13 protein-coding genes are annotated in these 15356 nt (G+C 72.2%); 5 read left to right on the forward strand and 8 right to left on the reverse strand.

Annotated features, from left to right (window positions below; translation table 11 throughout):
- Positions 1-92: 92 nt before the first annotated feature.
- The 6 genes from ABT300_RS33010 to ABT300_RS33035 form a co-directional block, all read right to left on the reverse strand.
- Positions 93-1367 (reverse strand): glycosyltransferase, encoded by a 1275-nt coding sequence (locus ABT300_RS33010; protein ID WP_351683595.1) that lies wholly within the window; start codon positions 1365-1367, stop codon positions 93-95.
- Between the two features lie 321 nt (positions 1368-1688).
- Positions 1689-2129: an SCO4983 family protein gene (locus ABT300_RS33015; protein ID WP_351683598.1), complete on the reverse strand. Its 441-nt coding sequence runs from the start codon at positions 2127-2129 to the stop codon at positions 1689-1691.
- A 90-nt stretch (positions 2130-2219) separates the two neighbouring features.
- Positions 2220-3431: a pyridoxal phosphate-dependent aminotransferase gene (locus tag ABT300_RS33020; RefSeq protein ID WP_266724121.1), complete on the reverse strand. Its 1212-nt coding sequence runs from the start codon at positions 3429-3431 to the stop codon at positions 2220-2222.
- A gap of 87 nt (positions 3432-3518) precedes the next feature.
- Positions 3519-4523, reverse strand: coding sequence for an antibiotic biosynthesis monooxygenase (locus ABT300_RS33025; protein ID WP_351683601.1), 1005 nt, complete (start codon positions 4521-4523; stop codon positions 3519-3521).
- The gene (locus ABT300_RS33030; protein ID WP_351683604.1) at positions 4520-7246 is read right to left on the reverse strand and encodes a molybdopterin-dependent oxidoreductase; all 2727 of its coding nucleotides are present in this window, start codon (positions 7244-7246) and stop codon (positions 4520-4522) included. The genes ABT300_RS33025 and ABT300_RS33030 overlap by 4 nt, the downstream gene beginning before the upstream one ends.
- A gap of 1 nt (position 7247) precedes the next feature.
- The gene (locus ABT300_RS33035) at positions 7248-8069 is read right to left on the reverse strand and encodes an FAD binding domain-containing protein (RefSeq protein ID WP_351683624.1); all 822 of its coding nucleotides are present in this window, start codon (positions 8067-8069) and stop codon (positions 7248-7250) included.
- Between the two features lie 293 nt (positions 8070-8362).
- On the opposite strand from ABT300_RS33035, the gene ABT300_RS33040 reads away from it, so the two are divergent.
- Positions 8363-9232 carry a S1 family peptidase gene (locus ABT300_RS33040; protein ID WP_351683607.1) on the forward strand — a complete coding sequence of 290 codons (870 nt, stop codon included), beginning with the start codon at positions 8363-8365 and terminating at the stop codon, positions 9230-9232.
- A gap of 22 nt (positions 9233-9254) precedes the next feature.
- Here ABT300_RS33040 and ABT300_RS33045 read toward each other — a convergent pair whose 3' ends face one another.
- Together ABT300_RS33045 and ABT300_RS33050 are read right to left on the reverse strand one after the other, a co-directional pair.
- Positions 9255-10880, reverse strand: coding sequence for an N-acyl-D-amino-acid deacylase family protein (locus ABT300_RS33045; RefSeq protein ID WP_351683610.1), 1626 nt, complete (start codon positions 10878-10880; stop codon positions 9255-9257).
- Between the two features lie 23 nt (positions 10881-10903).
- Complete coding sequence (locus ABT300_RS33050; RefSeq protein ID WP_351683613.1) at positions 10904-12178, reverse strand: amino acid deaminase; 1275 nt, start codon at positions 12176-12178, stop codon at positions 10904-10906.
- Between the two features lie 172 nt (positions 12179-12350).
- Here ABT300_RS33050 and ABT300_RS33055 point away from each other — a divergent pair, with 172 nt between their 5' ends.
- The 4 genes from ABT300_RS33055 to ABT300_RS33070 all read left to right on the forward strand — a co-directional run.
- Positions 12351-13418: a sugar kinase gene (locus tag ABT300_RS33055; protein ID WP_502978048.1), complete on the forward strand. Its 1068-nt coding sequence runs from the start codon at positions 12351-12353 to the stop codon at positions 13416-13418.
- Positions 13415-14188 (forward strand): IclR family transcriptional regulator, encoded by a 774-nt coding sequence (locus ABT300_RS33060; protein WP_351683616.1) that lies wholly within the window; start codon positions 13415-13417, stop codon positions 14186-14188. Before ABT300_RS33055 ends, ABT300_RS33060 begins: the two co-directional genes overlap by 4 nt.
- A 10-nt stretch (positions 14189-14198) precedes the next feature.
- Positions 14199-14609 (forward strand): RidA family protein, encoded by a 411-nt coding sequence (locus ABT300_RS33065; protein WP_351683619.1) that lies wholly within the window; start codon positions 14199-14201, stop codon positions 14607-14609.
- 151 nt (positions 14610-14760) lie between these two features.
- The coding region (locus ABT300_RS33070; RefSeq protein WP_351683622.1) for a hypothetical protein at positions 14761-15356 on the forward strand (596 nt) is incomplete at its 3' end.

The following is a 15356-nucleotide window of genomic DNA, read 5'->3' on the forward strand; positions in this document are numbered from 1 at the left end:
GCGACGGCCCTCAACCCGGCGCGTGGCGCCCCGGGGGACCGGTGAGTCCGGCGGGGCGCCTCGCGTGCGGCGGTCCGGAGGCCGCCTCGGACCTACACCAGCAGCGGGCCGCCGCACCGTTCGGCGCCGTCCTTCACCGAGATGAGGTTGGCGATCACGTAGGAGATGTTCTTCTCGGAGTGCCACTGCGAGGGGAAGCAGGTGGTCAGCCGGGAACTCTGGAACCTGGCCTCGATCTCGGGGACGAAGGCGCGGTACTGGTCGTCCGTGTAGTACCAGAAGGAGTTCTCGTTGTAGTACGCGACATGGGTCGGGTCCTGGTACGCGCCGCGGCCGTCGGAGCTGGGCGTCGTGCTCAGCAGCATGCCGCCGGGCGCCAGCAGCCGGTACAGCTCGTTGATCAGGGGAACCTTGGCGGGCACGTGCTCCAGGAAGTCCACGGCCCGCACCAGACCGACGGAGTCGTCGGGCAGGTCCAGCCTGCCGGGCAGGGTCGCGACGATGTCGACGCCCTCGCCCGGGTACTGGTCCACGCCCAGGTAGCCGGGCGGCTTGCGGTGGGCCGCGCCGAGGTCCAGCGCGAGCAGTCCCCTGCGGTACGTCCAGGCGAGGGCGTTGGCCTCGATGTACCTGTCGTACAGGGCGACCGTCTCGCTCTGGATGTGCGCGTTGGTCTCCGGGTCGCGCTGGGTGTTGGCCGGGTGCATCCGCTGCAGGTACAGGCAGCGGGGGATGTGGTGGAAGTCGCCGACGTGGAACAGACGGCACATCAGGTCCTGGTCGTCCAGGACCGAGCGGGAGGCGTCGTACCCGCCGGCCGCCTCGTAGGCGTCCCGGCGGAACGCCCTGACGTGGTTGGGCGCGTACCAGATGTACGCGATGTTGTGGGGCGTCGGCGCCATCGCCCTGACCTGCAGCAGTGTCTGGCCGTCGACGCGGACGTCCTCGTAGTGCCAGCCGTGCGACTCGTTGAAACGGCTGTCGTCCCGTTTCCCGTCCTCGGTGATCTGCGCGGTGTTGCTGTAGACGAAGACCGCGTCGGGATTCTCGTCGAACGCCTTGCCGAGCTCCGCCAGGCACGCCTTCGCCAGCAGGTCGTCGTGGTCGAGTTCGACGAGGATGTCGCCGCGGGCCAGCTCACAGGCCCTGCGCTTGGCCGCTCCGACGCCGGTGACGTCGTCCGCGGTCTCGATCCGGACCCGGTCGTCGGGGCGCTCCGGCCGCCAGCGGGCGCCGTTGTTGAGCAGGACGATCCACTCCCAGTCCGGACAGGTCTGCGCCTGCAGGGTCGCGAGGCATTCGTCGAGGAAGCGGGTTCGGTGGCTGGGGGTGAAGACGGAGAACCTCGGGGTGGCCGTCGACGTCATCTGGTGCTCCCTGCTCGGCTCGATGGTCGCAGGAGGCCGACTTCGAGCGGACCGCGGGCGTGCCGACGTGCCGGAGTCGACCACCGTCATGTGCGCCGACGTTACGAGTCAGCCGCGAGCACGACGCCGTCCGGCAGGCGCTTGTGGTGTACAGATCACCCGAATGGACGGACCGGCGGCGGCGCGAAGAACGCCGCCCGGCCGGGGGCGTGACGCCGGGTGGGCGTGACGCGGTCATGGCGCCCGGTCCGCGCGTCGCTGCGGGTGCACGCGGACCGGGGCCGTTCGAGGTCCCCGGTGGGGGAGCTCCCGGGGGAGGGGTCAGCCGGCGGTGCTCAGCTCCTGCTGCTCCGCCAGGCCGGCGGCGTGCGCGTCCATGCGCTGGGCCGCCAGGATCGCCACGGCGGTGTCCGCGCGGGACGCGGCGACGAGAAGGGCCCGGCCGGCGACCGCGTGGGCCCGGTCGTGCAGTGCCGCGAGGCGCGGTGTGACCGCAGCGGAGGCGAGGTGGGAGCGCACCTGTGCCCGCCCGCCGCGCAGCCGGGTCACCTGCTGCGCGAGGCGGGCGGCGGCGGTGTCCAGGTCGGCCGAGGGCGCGGCGGCGCGCAGCTCGTCGGTGACGGCGAGCAGCGCCGCGAGATGGCCCGCGAGCTGGATGTCCAGCTCCTCCTCGCGGGAGCGGTGGGGGAAGTCCGAGGGCGTGCCGGCCATCGCGGTGTGGGCGGGCCTACGGGAAGAAGGTGTGTGGATCGGCTCGTACATGAGGATGGCCTCCCGTGCTGTCAGGAAACCATCCTAGCTTGGATTTCGTCTAAAGTTGAGGGATCCAGGAAATTACTGCCCGGATGATGTTTAAGGCTGGCTGTAGCCGTCCAGGAAGCGGGCGATCCGGCCCACCGCGTCCCGCAGGTCCGTCGCCGTCGGCAGCGTGACGACCCGGAAGTGGTCCGGCTCGGGCCAGTTGAAGCCGGTGCCCTGGACCACCATGATCTTCTCCCGGCGCAGCAGGTCGAGGACCATCTGCCGGTCGTCCCGGATCTTGAAGACGGCCGGGTCGAGGCGCGGGAAGAGGTACAGCGCCCCCTTCGGCCGCACGCAGGTGACGCCCGGGATCTGCGTCAGCAGCTCGTACGCCGTGTCCACCTGTTCCTTCAGCCGTCCGCCCGGCAGCACCAGGTCGTTGATCGTCTGGCGTCCGCTGAGCGCGGCCACCACCCCGTGCTGCCCCGGCATGTTCGCGCACAGGCGCATGTTCGCCAGGATCGTCAGGCCCTCGATGTAGGAGTCGGCGTGCGCGCGCGGGCCGGAGATCGACATCCAGCCGACCCGGTAGCCGGCCACCCGGTACGCCTTCGACATGCCGTTGAAGGTGAGGGTGAGCAGGTCGGGGGCGATCTTGGCGGTCGGGGTGTGCGTGGCGCCGTCGTAGAGGATCTTGTCGTAGATCTCGTCCGAGCAGATCAGCAGGTTGTGCCGGCGCGCGATGTCCGTGAGCCCCCGGATCATGGCCTCGTCGTAGACGGCCCCGGTCGGGTTGTTCGGGTTGATGATGACGAGCGCCTTGGTGCGGTCGGTCACCTTGCGCTCGATGTCGGCGAGGTCCGGCATCCAGTCGGCCTGCTCGTCGCAGCGGTAGTGCACGGCGGTGCCGCCGGAGAGCGAGACCGCGGCGGTCCACAGCGGGTAGTCCGGCGCCGGGACCAGCACCTCGTCGCCGTCGTCCAGCAGGCCCTGCATCGCCATGACGATCAGCTCGGAGACGCCGTTGCCGATGAAGACGTGCTCGACGTCCGTCTCGATGCCGAGTGTCTGGTTGTGCATCACGACGGCCCGGCGCGCCGCCAGCAGGCCCTTGGCGTCGCCGTAGCCGTGCGCCGTGGAGACGTTGCGGAGGATGTCCTCCAGGATCTCCGGCGGGGCCTCGAAGCCGAAGGCGGCCGGGTTGCCCGTGTTCAGCTTGAGGATGCGGTGACCGGCCGCTTCCAGCCGCATCGCCTCCTCGAGAACCGGGCCCCGGATCTCGTAACAGACGTTGGCGAGCTTGGTCGACTGGATCACCTGCATGTCTGGGAGCTTACGGCCCGGTAACGCCTGTGGGGGCGTGTTTTCCGCCACGTGAGACGTGGATTTTGGGTGGTTTTCGGCGATCGCTCAGGGCAGCGTCCAGATCTGGGTCGTGACGACGTAGAAGACCGCTGCCCAGAACGCCATCAGAGCGGCGATGACGCCGAGGCCGATGAGGTCGGTCCGCGTCGCCGGCTCGTCGGGGGCCGGTCTCAGCCACCGCCTGAGGAGCCGGTTCACGTAGTACGGCATGGTGAGGAAGCTCATCAGGAAGCTCGACAGCAGGTTGCCCACGAGCAGCCCGAGCCAGAACGGCATGCCCAGCGGCGACAGGGCGAGCGTCAGCAGCACCACGGTCGGATACAGGCCGACCCAGACCGCGAGGGCCGTGCGGGTCTCGGAGGGCGCCGCCGCGTCCCTGCCGTTCTCCTCGAAGGCGAACCAGCTGCCGAAGGAGTGGTCGACCGTGCGCAGCCGGAAGTCGTCGAACCTCTCCCCCTCGGCGAGGAGCTGCTTGCGTCTGCCGGACTTCAGCCAGGCGTCGAGGTGCTCGGCGTTGTCGAACCGGTACAGGGTGGTCCAGTCGTCCTGCACTCCTTCGACCGGCTGGAAGATCTCCGTGCCGCGGAACCCCTCGAACCTCTCCTCCTCCTCGGTCAGGCGGCGCTGCCAGGCGAGGAACTGCTCGACGTGGGCCGGGTCGACCCGGTGGGTGACCACCACGGTCACCAGGGGGTCGTCCGCCGGGCGGGTGCCGCCGCTGACCACCTGCTGGGCGCCGGGGCCGTCCAGGTACCGGTCGCCGACGGCGAGGAGCCGCCGTCTCGTGTCGCTGTCGATCCACGCCTTCAGATGGGCGACGGAGTCGAACCGGTAGACGACGACCCACTCCGGCTGCACCGGGGTCGGCGGGGAGACCTCCACGCCCAGGTATCCGGGGTAGTCGGCGGCGGCCGCGTTGACGCCCTCCTGCCATGACTCGTACTCGTGTTCGAGTCCGGGCAGTACCTTCTGGTTGATGATCGCCGTCGCGCCCGCGTCCCGATGCTGCTCGGTGCGGCCCCGGCCGCTGGGCTGCTGGTCGGTGCTCATGAGCCCGGGCCCGTCGCCACCGACTGCCTTTCGGCGAGCCGGCTCCAGATCCGCTCCGGCGTCAGGGGCAGCGACCGGAAGCGGACGCCCGTGGCGTCGTGGAGCGCGTTGGCCAGCGCCGGGGCCACCGGGTTGATGCAGCACTCCGCCATGCCCTTCGACCGCAGGGGGCCGAAGGAGTCGGTCGAGGCCACCAGCAGCACGTCGGTGCGGGGGACGTCGGCATAGGCGGGAATGCGGTAGTTGCGCAGATTCGGGTTCACCATGACGCCGTTCTCGTCGACGTGGTGGTTCTCGGTCAGCGCGAAGCCGATTCCCTGGGCGACCCCGCCCTCGACCTGTCCGCGGACCTGGGCGGGATTGACGACCACGGCGGCGTCGGTCGCCTGGACGCTGTAGAGGATGCGGATCTCGCCCGTCACCGGATGGACGGCGACGCGGAACCCCTGCGTGTTGGAGGTGACGCTGCGGGGCGAGCCGTAGGCCTTGCGGGCGGCGGTGAACCGGACGCCGCGGGCCCGCGCCGACGCGACCAGCTCGGCCAGCGGCACCCGCCGGTCGCCGCAGACGACCTCCTCGTCGTCCATCGAGCACAGCACGAGATGCACGCCGGTGTACGCGGCGGCGTACTCCAGGATGCGGTCGCGCACGGCGTCGGCCGCCCGCAGGACCGCGTTGCCCGACACGAACAGTCCCGCACTGGCGAAGGCGCCGGTGTCGAATCCGGTGCGGTCCGTGTCCGACTGCACCAGACGGATCCGCGACGGCGTCGTCCCCAGCTCGCCGGCCGCGATCTGGACGTGCGCGGTCGACGTGCCCTCCCCGAACTCGACCGTGCCGACGGCCAGTTCGTAGACGAGGTCGTCCCCCAGGGTGACCCAGGCCTCGGAGACGTGCTCGGTCGGGGGCGCGGTCTCGTGCAGGGAGCTCGCGACGCCGGCGCCCACCAGCCACCCGGGGCCGGGAGGCGGCCGGTCGGCGGCCCTGGCCAGGGCGTCCTCCACGAGGTCGATGCACTTCGCGAGGGAGTCCTCGCTGAACGCCACGTCGTCGGGGCCCTCGTGCAGCGCCACGAGCGGGTCGCCCGGCCGCACCATGTTCCGGCGGCGCAGCGCGAGCGGATCGAGGTGCAACGCCCGCGCCAGCTCGTCCATCGCCGACTCCACGGCGAACGCCGGCTGCGTCATCCCGTACCCGCGCAGCGCCCCGCTCGGCACGGTGTCGGTGTAGACCGAGAAGGCGTCGTACCTCTTGTTGGGGCAGCGGTAGAGCATCACGGCGGCGCCGCCCGCGTACAGCGTCTCGCCGCCGTGGTTGCCGTAGGCCCCGGTGTTCGACACGTTGCGGACCTGGAGCGCGGTGAGGGCGCCGTCCGCCTTCGCCCCGAGCTTGACCGTCAAGGTCATGGGGTGGCGCGGCGACGCCGTGGTGAACTCCTCCTCGCGGGTGAACTCGAAGCAGACGGGCCGTCCGGTGTCGAGGGCGGCGAGCGCCGCCAGGTCCTCCGAGATCACCTCCTGCTTGCCGCCGAAGCCGCCGCCGACGCGCTTGCAGAACACCCGGAGCTGGTCGGGGCGCAGCGCGAACAGGTAGGCGAGTTTGACCTTCGCGATCGACGGCGACTGCGAGCTGGTGCGCACGTTCAGCCGGCCGTCCTCCATCCAGGCGATCGAGCCGTGGGTCTCGAGGTGCGCGTGCTGCACGCGGGGCGAGAAGTACGTGCCCTCGTGGATCACGTCGGCCTCGGCGAACCCGGCGTCGACGTCGCCGATGTGCGTGTGGAGCTCGAGCAGGACGTTGTGGACGGGATCGCGGACGAACGGGTCGTCCGAGCCGTGCAGTTGCGGCGCCCCGTCCGCCATCGCCTCCAGCGGGTCGAACACGGCCGGCAGCACCTCGTACTCCACGCGGACCCTGCGGCAGCCCTCCTCCGCGGCCGCGACGGTGTCGGCCAGCACCGCGACCACGCGCTGGCCCACGAAGCGGACGGTGTCGTCGAGGATGCGGGTGTCGTCAGGATCGACCAGATGGTCGGTGTGGATGGCCGTGGTGAAGCGCCGCCGCGGCACGTCCCGCCAGGTGTAGACCCGGTGCACGCCGGGCACGGCGAGGGCGGCGCTCTTGTCGACCGAGACGATCCGGGCGTGCGCGTGCGGGGAGTGCAGCACCTTGAGGTGCAGCATGCCGTCGAGTCGGGTGTCCATGGTGAACTCGGCGCGACCGGTCACCACGTCCTCGGCGGCCGGCGCCCCGACGCTCCGGCCGACGGCCTTTCCCGGCGCGCAGCTCTCCACGCCGACCACGCCGTTCACCGCGTCCTCGACGGCCCGGTAGCCGGTGCAGCGGCAGAGGTTGCCCTTCAGCGCCCGGGGCAGGTCGGCCTTCTGGGCGTCGGTGAGGGCCGCGGAGGTCATGATCATCCCGGCGGTGCAGAATCCGCACTGGAACCCCGGGGCGTCGCGGAAGCGGCGTTGCATCGGATGCAGGTCGCCGGGCGACCCCAGGCCCTCGATCGTGGTCACCTCGCGGCCGTCCGCGCGGAAGGCGGGGGTGATGCAGCTGTGCACCGGGTCGCCGTCCAGCCAGACCGTGCAGGCGCCGCAGTCGCCCGCGTCGCAGCCCTTCTTGACGCCGTGCCGGCCGAGCGAGCGCAGGAAGGTGCGCAGGCACTGGCCGGGTTCTGGTTCCTCCTGGAAGCTCCTGCCGTTCACGAGGTAGGTCATGTCACGTTCCAGCCATGAGTTCGCGACGAATCTCTTCGGCGAAGTGCCTTGTCAGATGGCGCCGATGGCCGGGGGTCCCGTTGGGATCGGCGAACCAGACGTCAGCGGGGACGGCGTCGACGCTCTGCCGCAGGGTCGGGGCGTCGGGAAGGCCGTCGAAGGCCATGCGCACCGGCCGTGTGGTGCCCGCCGTGACGGTGAGCAGCAGGTCGTTCGTCCCCGGGGCCAGCGTGCCGATCAGGAACACCGTCGAACGGCCCAGGCGGGTCAGGGTGAAGCGGCGGTGCGCGGCGCGCCCCCGCAGGGCGCGCGCCGGGATCACGACGCGCCGCAGGAGCTCGCCCGGAGCGAGCACGTTGCGGTGGTCCCCGGTCACGAACTCGAGGGCGTCGACGAGGCGCGTCGATCCGTCGGGAGCCCACAGCTCGTACCGTGCCTCGAGCGCGACCGTCAGCGCGATCATCGATCCGGCGGGCAGGGACAGGCAGATGTTCCCGCCGACGGTCGCCGAGTGCCAGACCTTGAACGACGCCAGCAGGGCCTCGCAGCAGCGTGCGAGGAGGGGGCCCGCGAGCCAGTCGGCGGGCGGCGTGAAGGCGTACAGGTCGGCCACGGTGCACGTCGCGCCGATCTCGAGTCCCGCGTCGCTCACGACCAGCGGATCCCAGTGCAGCGCCGTCAGGTCGACCAGGCGGCGCAGATCCGGCTGTTCGGCGGAGAAGAGCCAGGTGCCGCCGGCGAGCCAGGCGTCGCCTTCACGCCAGTCCGCGCCGGGCCGGTCCGGCGGTCGACGGACGACTTCGGTGACGGTGTTGAGGTCCATGGAGTCGATCTCCCTCACGGCGACGAGCGTGCAAAGGCCTCTGTCGACGGGGCGCGATGGGCGCGGAGAGTCCCTTCCAGCGTATCCCCGGGCGGGTGGGGCCCGCCATGTCGGCGCCTGGGGGCGGGGCGGCTGATCCGCCGCCCCGCCGCGGGCCGATGAGCCGTCCGCCGCCTCCCCGTGGCCGAAAGCCGACCCTTGCTCTCCTCCCCTCTGGAACCAACAATGCGCATGACAAAACAGCGGGCGGCCGGAAGATCTCCGGTCGCCCTGTCGTAAGAGGGGACCCCCACATGAGAAAGCCTCTCGTCGCCGCCTGCTTCGCCCTGGCCATCGCCGGGGCGGGCGCGGCGCCCGCGATCGCCGCACCGGCCGCGGCCGGGACCGGAGCGGCCGCGCCCGTCCTCAAGGCCGCCACGCCCACGCTCAGGGCCGTGAACCTCGCCGGGACCGTCGCGCTCAGCAACTGCTCCGGCTCGGTCGTCCGCTTCCCGAGCTCCCTGGACACCGACCCGGCGCTCGTGCTCTCCAACGGCCACTGCCTGTCGACCGGCTTCCCGGAGCCGGGCGAGGTGCTCGTCAACCAGGCCTCCAGCCGCACGTTCGGCCTGCTCAACTCCGCCGGCACCCGGGTCGCGACGCTGCGCGCCAGCAAGCTCGCCTACGGGACGATGACCGACACCGACGTCTCGATCTACCAGCTCACCAGCACCTACGCGTCGATCAGGAGCTCGTACGGGATCTCCGCGCTGACCGTGCAGGACACGCACCCGGTCGCCGGCACCGCCATCACCGTGGCGTCGGGCTACTGGAAGCGCCTCTACAGCTGCAACATCGACGGGTTCGTCTACCGGATGAAGGAGGGCGACTGGACCTGGAAGGACTCGGTCCGTTACACCTCCGCCTGCCAGACCATCGGCGGCACCTCCGGCTCGCCGGTGATCGACCAGGCCACCGGCAAGGTCGTCGCCGTCAACAACACCGGCAACGAGGACGGCCAGCGCTGCACCGAGAACAACCCCTGTGAGGTCGACGCGAACGGCAACGTCACCGTCCGCAAGGGCATCAACTACGCCCAGGAGACCTACCTGATCCCGGCCTGCTTCAAGGCCGGCAACCAGATCGACCTGAACAAGGCCGGGTGCACCCTGCCCAAGCCGTAGGGCGAGGCGGCGGGGCGTTCCGTCACGTGGGACCGCGACGGACCGCCCGCCCCGCCAGCACATCCGTGCGCCGTCCGTCCTCGATGACGAAGCGGCCGTCGATCAGGACGTGCGGGATGCCCGTGGGCAGGGTGCGCGGGGACTCGTACGTCGAGCCCGCCGCCACCGTCGCCGGGTCGAAGAGCACCAGGTCGGCGCGGTGCCCCTCCCGGACCACACCCCGGTCCGGCAGGCGCAGGCGGGCCGCCGGGCGGCCGGTCAGGTGGGCTACGCACTCCTCCAGGGAGAGGATTCCCGCCTCCCGCACATAGTGGCCGAGATAGCGCGGGAACGTGCCGTACGCGCGCGGATGCGGCCTGGCGCCGGTCAGCACGCCGTCCGAGCCGCCCGTGTGGACGCGATGGCGCATGATCGCGCGGACGTTCTCCTCGTGCCCCACGTGCTGCAGGATCGTCGGGCCGAGTCCGTCGTCGAGCAGCAGCCGGCGCGCCGTCGCCCAGGGAGCCTCGCCCAGACGGGCGGCCGACGCGCCGACCGTGCGGCCGACGAAGTCGCCCAGCGCCGGGTCCGTCACGCCGGAGATCTCGATCGTCCCCCAGTCCACCGGAACCCCGTGGCAGCCGTCCGCGCCGGTCACCTCCAGGTCGTGGCGGATGCGTTCGGCGACCTCGTCGTCCGCGAGGCGGCGCAGGACCTCCGAGGGGCCGCCCTCACTGGCCCAACTGGGCAGCAGCGCAGCGAGCGTGGTGCAGCCGGGCGTGTACGGATAGGTGTCGAGGGTGATGTCGGCGCCCGCGTCGAGCGCCTCGTCCAGCAGGGCCAGCAGCTCCGGCGCGCGCCCCTCGTTCACGCCGAAGTTCATGGTGGCGTGGGCCAGATGGAGACCGCAGCCCGACCTCCCGGCCAGCTCCACCATCTCCGCGTACGCCTCCAGCGCACCGGCGCCGTAACTGCGGTGGTGGGGGCAGTAGTAGCCGCCGTGGCGCGCCACCACCCGGCACAGCTCCTCCAGTTCGGCGTTGTCGGCGTACATCCCGGGCGTGTACGTCAGTCCGGACGACAGGCCGACCGCGCCCTCCTCCAGGCCCTGCGCCACCAGCAGCCGCATCCGGTCCAGCTCACGGGGCGTGGCCGGCCGGTCCTCCCAGCCGACCACGAGAGCCCGGACCGTGCCCTGCGGGACGAGATACGCCGCGTTGACGGCGATGCCCCGGCCGTCGACACCGCGGTCCAGCCGGTCCAGGTACTCGCCCACCGAGCGCCAGTCGAAGTCGACGTCGTCGCCGGGGCCGTTCCAGCCGGTGATGGCATGGCGCACCTCTGCGAGGGTGCGGTCGTCGACCGGGGCGTACGACAGACCGTCCTGGCCCAGGACTTCGAGCGTCACGCCCTGGGCCGCCTTCGCGCTGTGGTCCGGGTCGCGCAGCAGCGCCAGGTCGCTGTGGGCGTGCATGTCGATGAAGCCGGGGGAGAGGACCAGCCCTTCCGCGTCCAGCTCCCGCACGGCCTTCGGACGCTGACAGCCCGCGGCGGCCGCCTCCTTGACGATTCGGACGATCCTGCCGTCGTCGACCACCACGTCCGCGCGGTAGGAGTCCGCGCCCGTGCCGTCGACGACGTCGGCGTCCCGGATGACGAGGTCTTCCATGGTCGGCCTCCGGTTCGGACGGGTCAGAAGTACGTGCGGATGTAGTCGACCACCGTGCCGTCCGCCTCGGCCAGCGGGATCAGCGGCCACTTGTCGAAGGACGTGCACGGGTGGGACAGACCGAGGCCCACCCAGTCGCCGACCTCCACGTCCGCCTCGGCGGTCGTGCGCAGCCAGGCGTGCTGGTCGGACAGAGCGGTCACAAAGACCCCGGTCGCGGGACGTTCGCGGCCGTCGCGGCGGATCACCTGGGCGAAGGGCAGACCGAGGTCGTAGGCCGCGTCGCGCTTGCCCGCGTTGACGAACGCCTGCTCGGGGGAGGGACGCGAGACGACCTGGGTCCACAGCCGGAAGGCGGGCTCCAGCGCACCCTCCTCGGGCACCCGGTTGAACGGCGTGAGCCCCCGGTAGTGGCCGTCGTCGTGCGAGACGTACGCCCCCGAGCGCAGCAGCTTCAGCACGGGAAGGGAGAGTTCGGGGATGTCGGCGAAGACGTCGGCGACCGCGTCGAACCAGGCGCTGCCGCCCGCGCTGACGACGATCTCCTCGGCGCCCGTGAAGCGCCCCGCCGCGTCGAAGGCGGCGGCCAGGCCGACCAGCCGGCGCAGCCAGGCGTGCACCCGCTCCGGATCGGCCGCCGGCACCTCGCCCTCGTAGCCCGCGACCCCGACCAGCCGCAGCGTCGGAACGGCCGCCACCGCGTCCGCGACCGCCGCGCACTCCTCCTCCGTGCGGACGCCGGTGCGGGCGCCCTCGCCCGCGGCCAGCTCGACCACGACGTCGAGGGGGCGGGCGGCGCCGCGCAGCGCCGCGTCCATCAGCTCCACGCCGCGCACGGAGTCGACGTAACAGACCAGGCGGAACCCGGGGTCGGCGTCGAGTTCGGCGGAGACCCAGCGCAGGGCCGCCGGGTCGACCAGCTCGTTGGCGAGGAAGATCCGGCCGACGCCGAACGCCCGCGCCACCCGCACCTGGTGCGGCGCCGCGAGGGTGATGCCCCAGGCGCCGCGGTCGATCTGGCGCCGGAAGAGCTGCGGGGCCATCGAGGTCTTGCCGTGCGGCGCGAAGTCGAGGCCGTGCCGGAGCGCGTACGTCTCCATGAGCGCGAGGTTGTGCTCCAGCCGCTCCGCGGAGAGGGCCAGCACGGGCGTCGCGAAGCCGTCGGCGAAGAGGTTGCGGCGCTGGGCGGCCAGCTCGCCGACGGTGAGGCCGTCGGCGTCCGGCGGGAGGCCCTTGAAGCGGTGATCGACGCGTTCCTCGGCCAGTCGGGCGAACGCCGCGATCGCCTCGGTACTCATGGAACCTCCTGATCAGGAGCGTTGCACAAAATGCAACGTCCATTGCGTCTGTCGCTGACTGCTGTCTAACATCTCCGCCGACGCGGGGTCAACGGAACATCCCCCAGCCTTCGGCCGGGGGGACCCCCATCTCGCTTCGCTCGCCCGCACCAGCACGGGAGCCACGACGATCGTGAACGCCACCGGACCCCGCAACGCCTCCGACGCCCCGGCCGTCGCGAATCACGTGGACGTCGTGGACGTCGTCGCGCTCGGCGAGTCCATGGTCGCCCTCCTGCCCTCCCGCCCGGGCCGCCTCGCCGACGTGCCGTCCTTCGACCGCGGCATCGGCGGCGCGGAGTCCAACGTGGCCTGCGCCCTGGCGGCGGCCGGGCACACGGCCCGCTGGGTCGGCCGGGTCGGGACGGACGGCTTCGGCGACCACCTCGTCGAGACCGTCGGCTCCTACGGCGTCGACGTCAGCCGCGTGCGACGCGACCCGGACCGCCCGACCGGCGTCTACTTCCGCACCGCCGGCGACCGGGCCGGCGGCTCCCACGAAGTCGCCTACTACCGGGCCGGGTCCGCCGCCTCCGCGATGTCCGTCGACACCGTCGGCCTCGACGCCGTACGGGCCGGCCGGATCCTGCACCTCACCGGGATCACCGCGGCCCTCTCCGCGGACTGCCTCGCCCTGCTGCGCGAACTGACCGCCGCCCGGCCCGGCCGGCCGCTCGTCTCCTTCGACGTCAACCACCGGCCCCGGCTGTGGACGGGCGGCGACGGCCCCCGGATCCTGCGGGAACTGGCCCGCGGCGCCGACCTGGTGTTCGTCGGCGAGGACGAGGCCGCCGACGTGTGGGGCCTCGACGGCCCCGACGCCGTACGCGCCGCGATCCCCGAACCCGAGGTGCTCGTCGTCAAACAGGGCGCGCACGGAGCGACCCTCTTCCACGGAGAACACGTCCTGCACGTCCCGGCCCCCCGGGTCGACGTCGTCGCCGCCGTCGGCGCCGGGGACGCCTTCGCCGCCGGGTTCCTCTCCGCCGCCCTGCGCGGGCTGCCCGACCGCGACCGGCTGCGGCACGGGCATCTGACGGCCGCGGCCGCCCTCACCGTCCCCGGCGACCTCGCCCGTCCCCCGTCCCGCGCCCACGCCGACCGGCTCGCGGCCCTCGACGACACCGCGTGGGGGAGACTTCGACTCGGCCCGGGCTGGACGCAGGCCCAGGCCGCCCCCGAGGAGGAACGCACCCCATGAGCCAGACCGTCGACCGCGCCCTGAGCATCCTCCCGCTGCTCGCCGAGGGCCCCGCCGACCTCGGGCAGGTCGCCGACCGCCTCGACGTGCACAAGTCGACCGCCCTGCGGCTGCTGCGCACCCTCCACGAGCACGGCCTCGTCTACCGCCAGGCCGACCAGCGCTACCGCCTCGGCGCCCGCCTGTTCGCCCTCGCCCAGGAGGCGATGGAGAACCTCGACGTCCGCGAGATCGCCCACCCCCACCTCGCCCGGCTGGGCGAGGCCTGCGGCCACACCGTCCACCTCGCCGTGTACGAGGACGGCGAGGTCCTCTACATCGACAAGGTGGAGAGCCGCTACCCGGTCCGCATGTACTCGCGCATCGGCAGGCCCGTCGCCGTCACGGTCGCCGCCGTCGCCAAGCTGCTCCTCGCCGACCTGCCCGAACCCGAGCGGCGGGCCGTCGCCGAGAGCCTCGACTACCCCCTCTACACGGCCCGTTCGACGCCCGGCGCCGCCGCCTTCCTGCGGGAGCTGCAGAAGGTGCGCGAACAGGGCTGGGCCACCGACCTCGGCGGCCACGAGGAGTCCATCAACTGCGTCGCCGCGCCCGTCCGGGGAGCCGACGGCCGGGTGGTCGCCGCGCTGTCCGTCTCCGCGCCGAACGTCGTCGTCACCGCCGACGAACTGCTCGCCCTGCTCCCGCTGGTGCGCCGCACGGCGGACGCCGTCAGCGCCGAGTACTCCGGCAGGACCCCCGTATCAGCTCCGGACAAGGACACCGAATGAAGGACACCGAATGACCGAGAAGACCGCGCTCACCCCCGGCGCCCACACCACCCCGCCCGCGAGGTTCTCGCACGGTGTGAAGAAGGGGAACATCCTCCAGGTCGCCGGCCAGGTCGGTTTCCTGCCCGCCGAGCCGGGCAAGCCGCCGACCCCGGCCGGTCCCGGCCTGCGCGAGCAGACCCTGCAGACCCTCGCCAACGTCAGGTCGATCCTGCACGAGGGCGGCGCCGGCTGGGACGACGTCATGATGATCCGCGTCTACCTGACCGACACCGGGCACTTCGCCGAGTTCAACGAGCTGTACGACGCGTACTTCGAGGAGCAGGCGCTCACCGCCCCGCCCGCGGCCCGCACCACGGTCTACGTCGGCCTGCCGGCGGGACTGCTCGTCGAGATCGACGCGCTCGCCGTCCTCGGCTGACACCCGGCCCCGGACGCATGGGGGTGCGCCTCGCCCGGCGGCCGTATTGGGCGTCTTCGTCTGGTTCTCTGACGGAACGCCGTGCGGAACTCCCGTAACGAAGTAGGGGCTGGCTGTGTCCGGCACAGGATCTTCGACCATACTGCCCGCTGTGGAGCAGCGCATAGGTTCGAGCAGCCAGCCCCTGGAGGGCGCCGGATTCGACCCGGCATTCGTCCCCGGGCTCACGTCGCCCGTGACCGCGGAGCCGACCGACGCGAAGCCGGCCGAGGCCGACGACGCCGAGGCGGTCGCCGACTCCCGGGAGGTGGAGAAGAACGCGCCCGACGCCGGGACCGACGCGGAGGCGAAGTCCGAAGCCGACGCCGACGCCCGGAGCGACGCCGGGGACGGGGAAGCGGAGGAGCCGGACGCGCCCGTCGAGGGTCCCGTCTTCGAGGCCTCGGACCGCCGGGCGCGGATCGCCGCCGACGCCAGGGGAGTCCGCCTCCGCCTCGACGAGGAGGAGTGCGAGTTCCGCTGGGACGAGATCGGCGCCGTCGAGACCGAGACGCCGCGTTTCGGCAAGCGGTACACCGTCACCGTGCACACCCCTGACCGCCGCTGGTACCCGATCGAGATCGAGGCGACGGCCAGGGCGCGCTTCGCGGAGTGGGACGAGCAGCTGGACGCGGTCCTCGACGCCTACTTCGAGGACGGCGAGGCCGAGCCCGCGGACGCCGACGACACCGACGGCTCCGAGGCGGC

The organism is Streptomyces sp. NPDC001027 (assembly GCF_040299045.1).
Classification (GTDB): Bacteria; Actinomycetota; Actinomycetes; order Streptomycetales; family Streptomycetaceae; genus Streptomyces.

Bases quoted from the DNA above. Each gene is read 5' to 3' on its own strand.
- ABT300_RS33035 (WP_351683624.1), bottom strand. From the start codon at position 8,069: ATGGACCTCAACACCGTCACCGAAGTCGTCCGTCGACCGCCGGACCGG.
- ABT300_RS33060 (WP_351683616.1), top strand. From the start codon at position 13,415: ATGAGCCAGACCGTCGACCGCGCCCTGAGCATCCTCCCGCTGCTCGCC.
- ABT300_RS33010 (WP_351683595.1), bottom strand. From the start codon at position 1,367: ATGACGTCGACGGCCACCCCGAGGTTCTCCGTCTTCACCCCCAGCCAC.
- ABT300_RS33020 (WP_266724121.1), bottom strand. From the start codon at position 3,431: ATGCAGGTGATCCAGTCGACCAAGCTCGCCAACGTCTGTTACGAGATC.
- ABT300_RS33040 (WP_351683607.1), top strand. From the start codon at position 8,363: ATGAGAAAGCCTCTCGTCGCCGCCTGCTTCGCCCTGGCCATCGCCGGG.
- ABT300_RS33030 (WP_351683604.1), bottom strand. From the start codon at position 7,246: ATGACCTACCTCGTGAACGGCAGGAGCTTCCAGGAGGAACCAGAACCC.
- ABT300_RS33015 (WP_351683598.1), bottom strand. From the start codon at position 2,129: ATGTACGAGCCGATCCACACACCTTCTTCCCGTAGGCCCGCCCACACC.
- ABT300_RS33065 (WP_351683619.1), top strand. From the start codon at position 14,199: ATGACCGAGAAGACCGCGCTCACCCCCGGCGCCCACACCACCCCGCCC.
- ABT300_RS33025 (WP_351683601.1), bottom strand. From the start codon at position 4,523: ATGAGCACCGACCAGCAGCCCAGCGGCCGGGGCCGCACCGAGCAGCAT.
- ABT300_RS33050 (WP_351683613.1), bottom strand. From the start codon at position 12,178: ATGAGTACCGAGGCGATCGCGGCGTTCGCCCGACTGGCCGAGGAACGC.
- ABT300_RS33045 (WP_351683610.1), bottom strand. From the start codon at position 10,880: ATGGAAGACCTCGTCATCCGGGACGCCGACGTCGTCGACGGCACGGGC.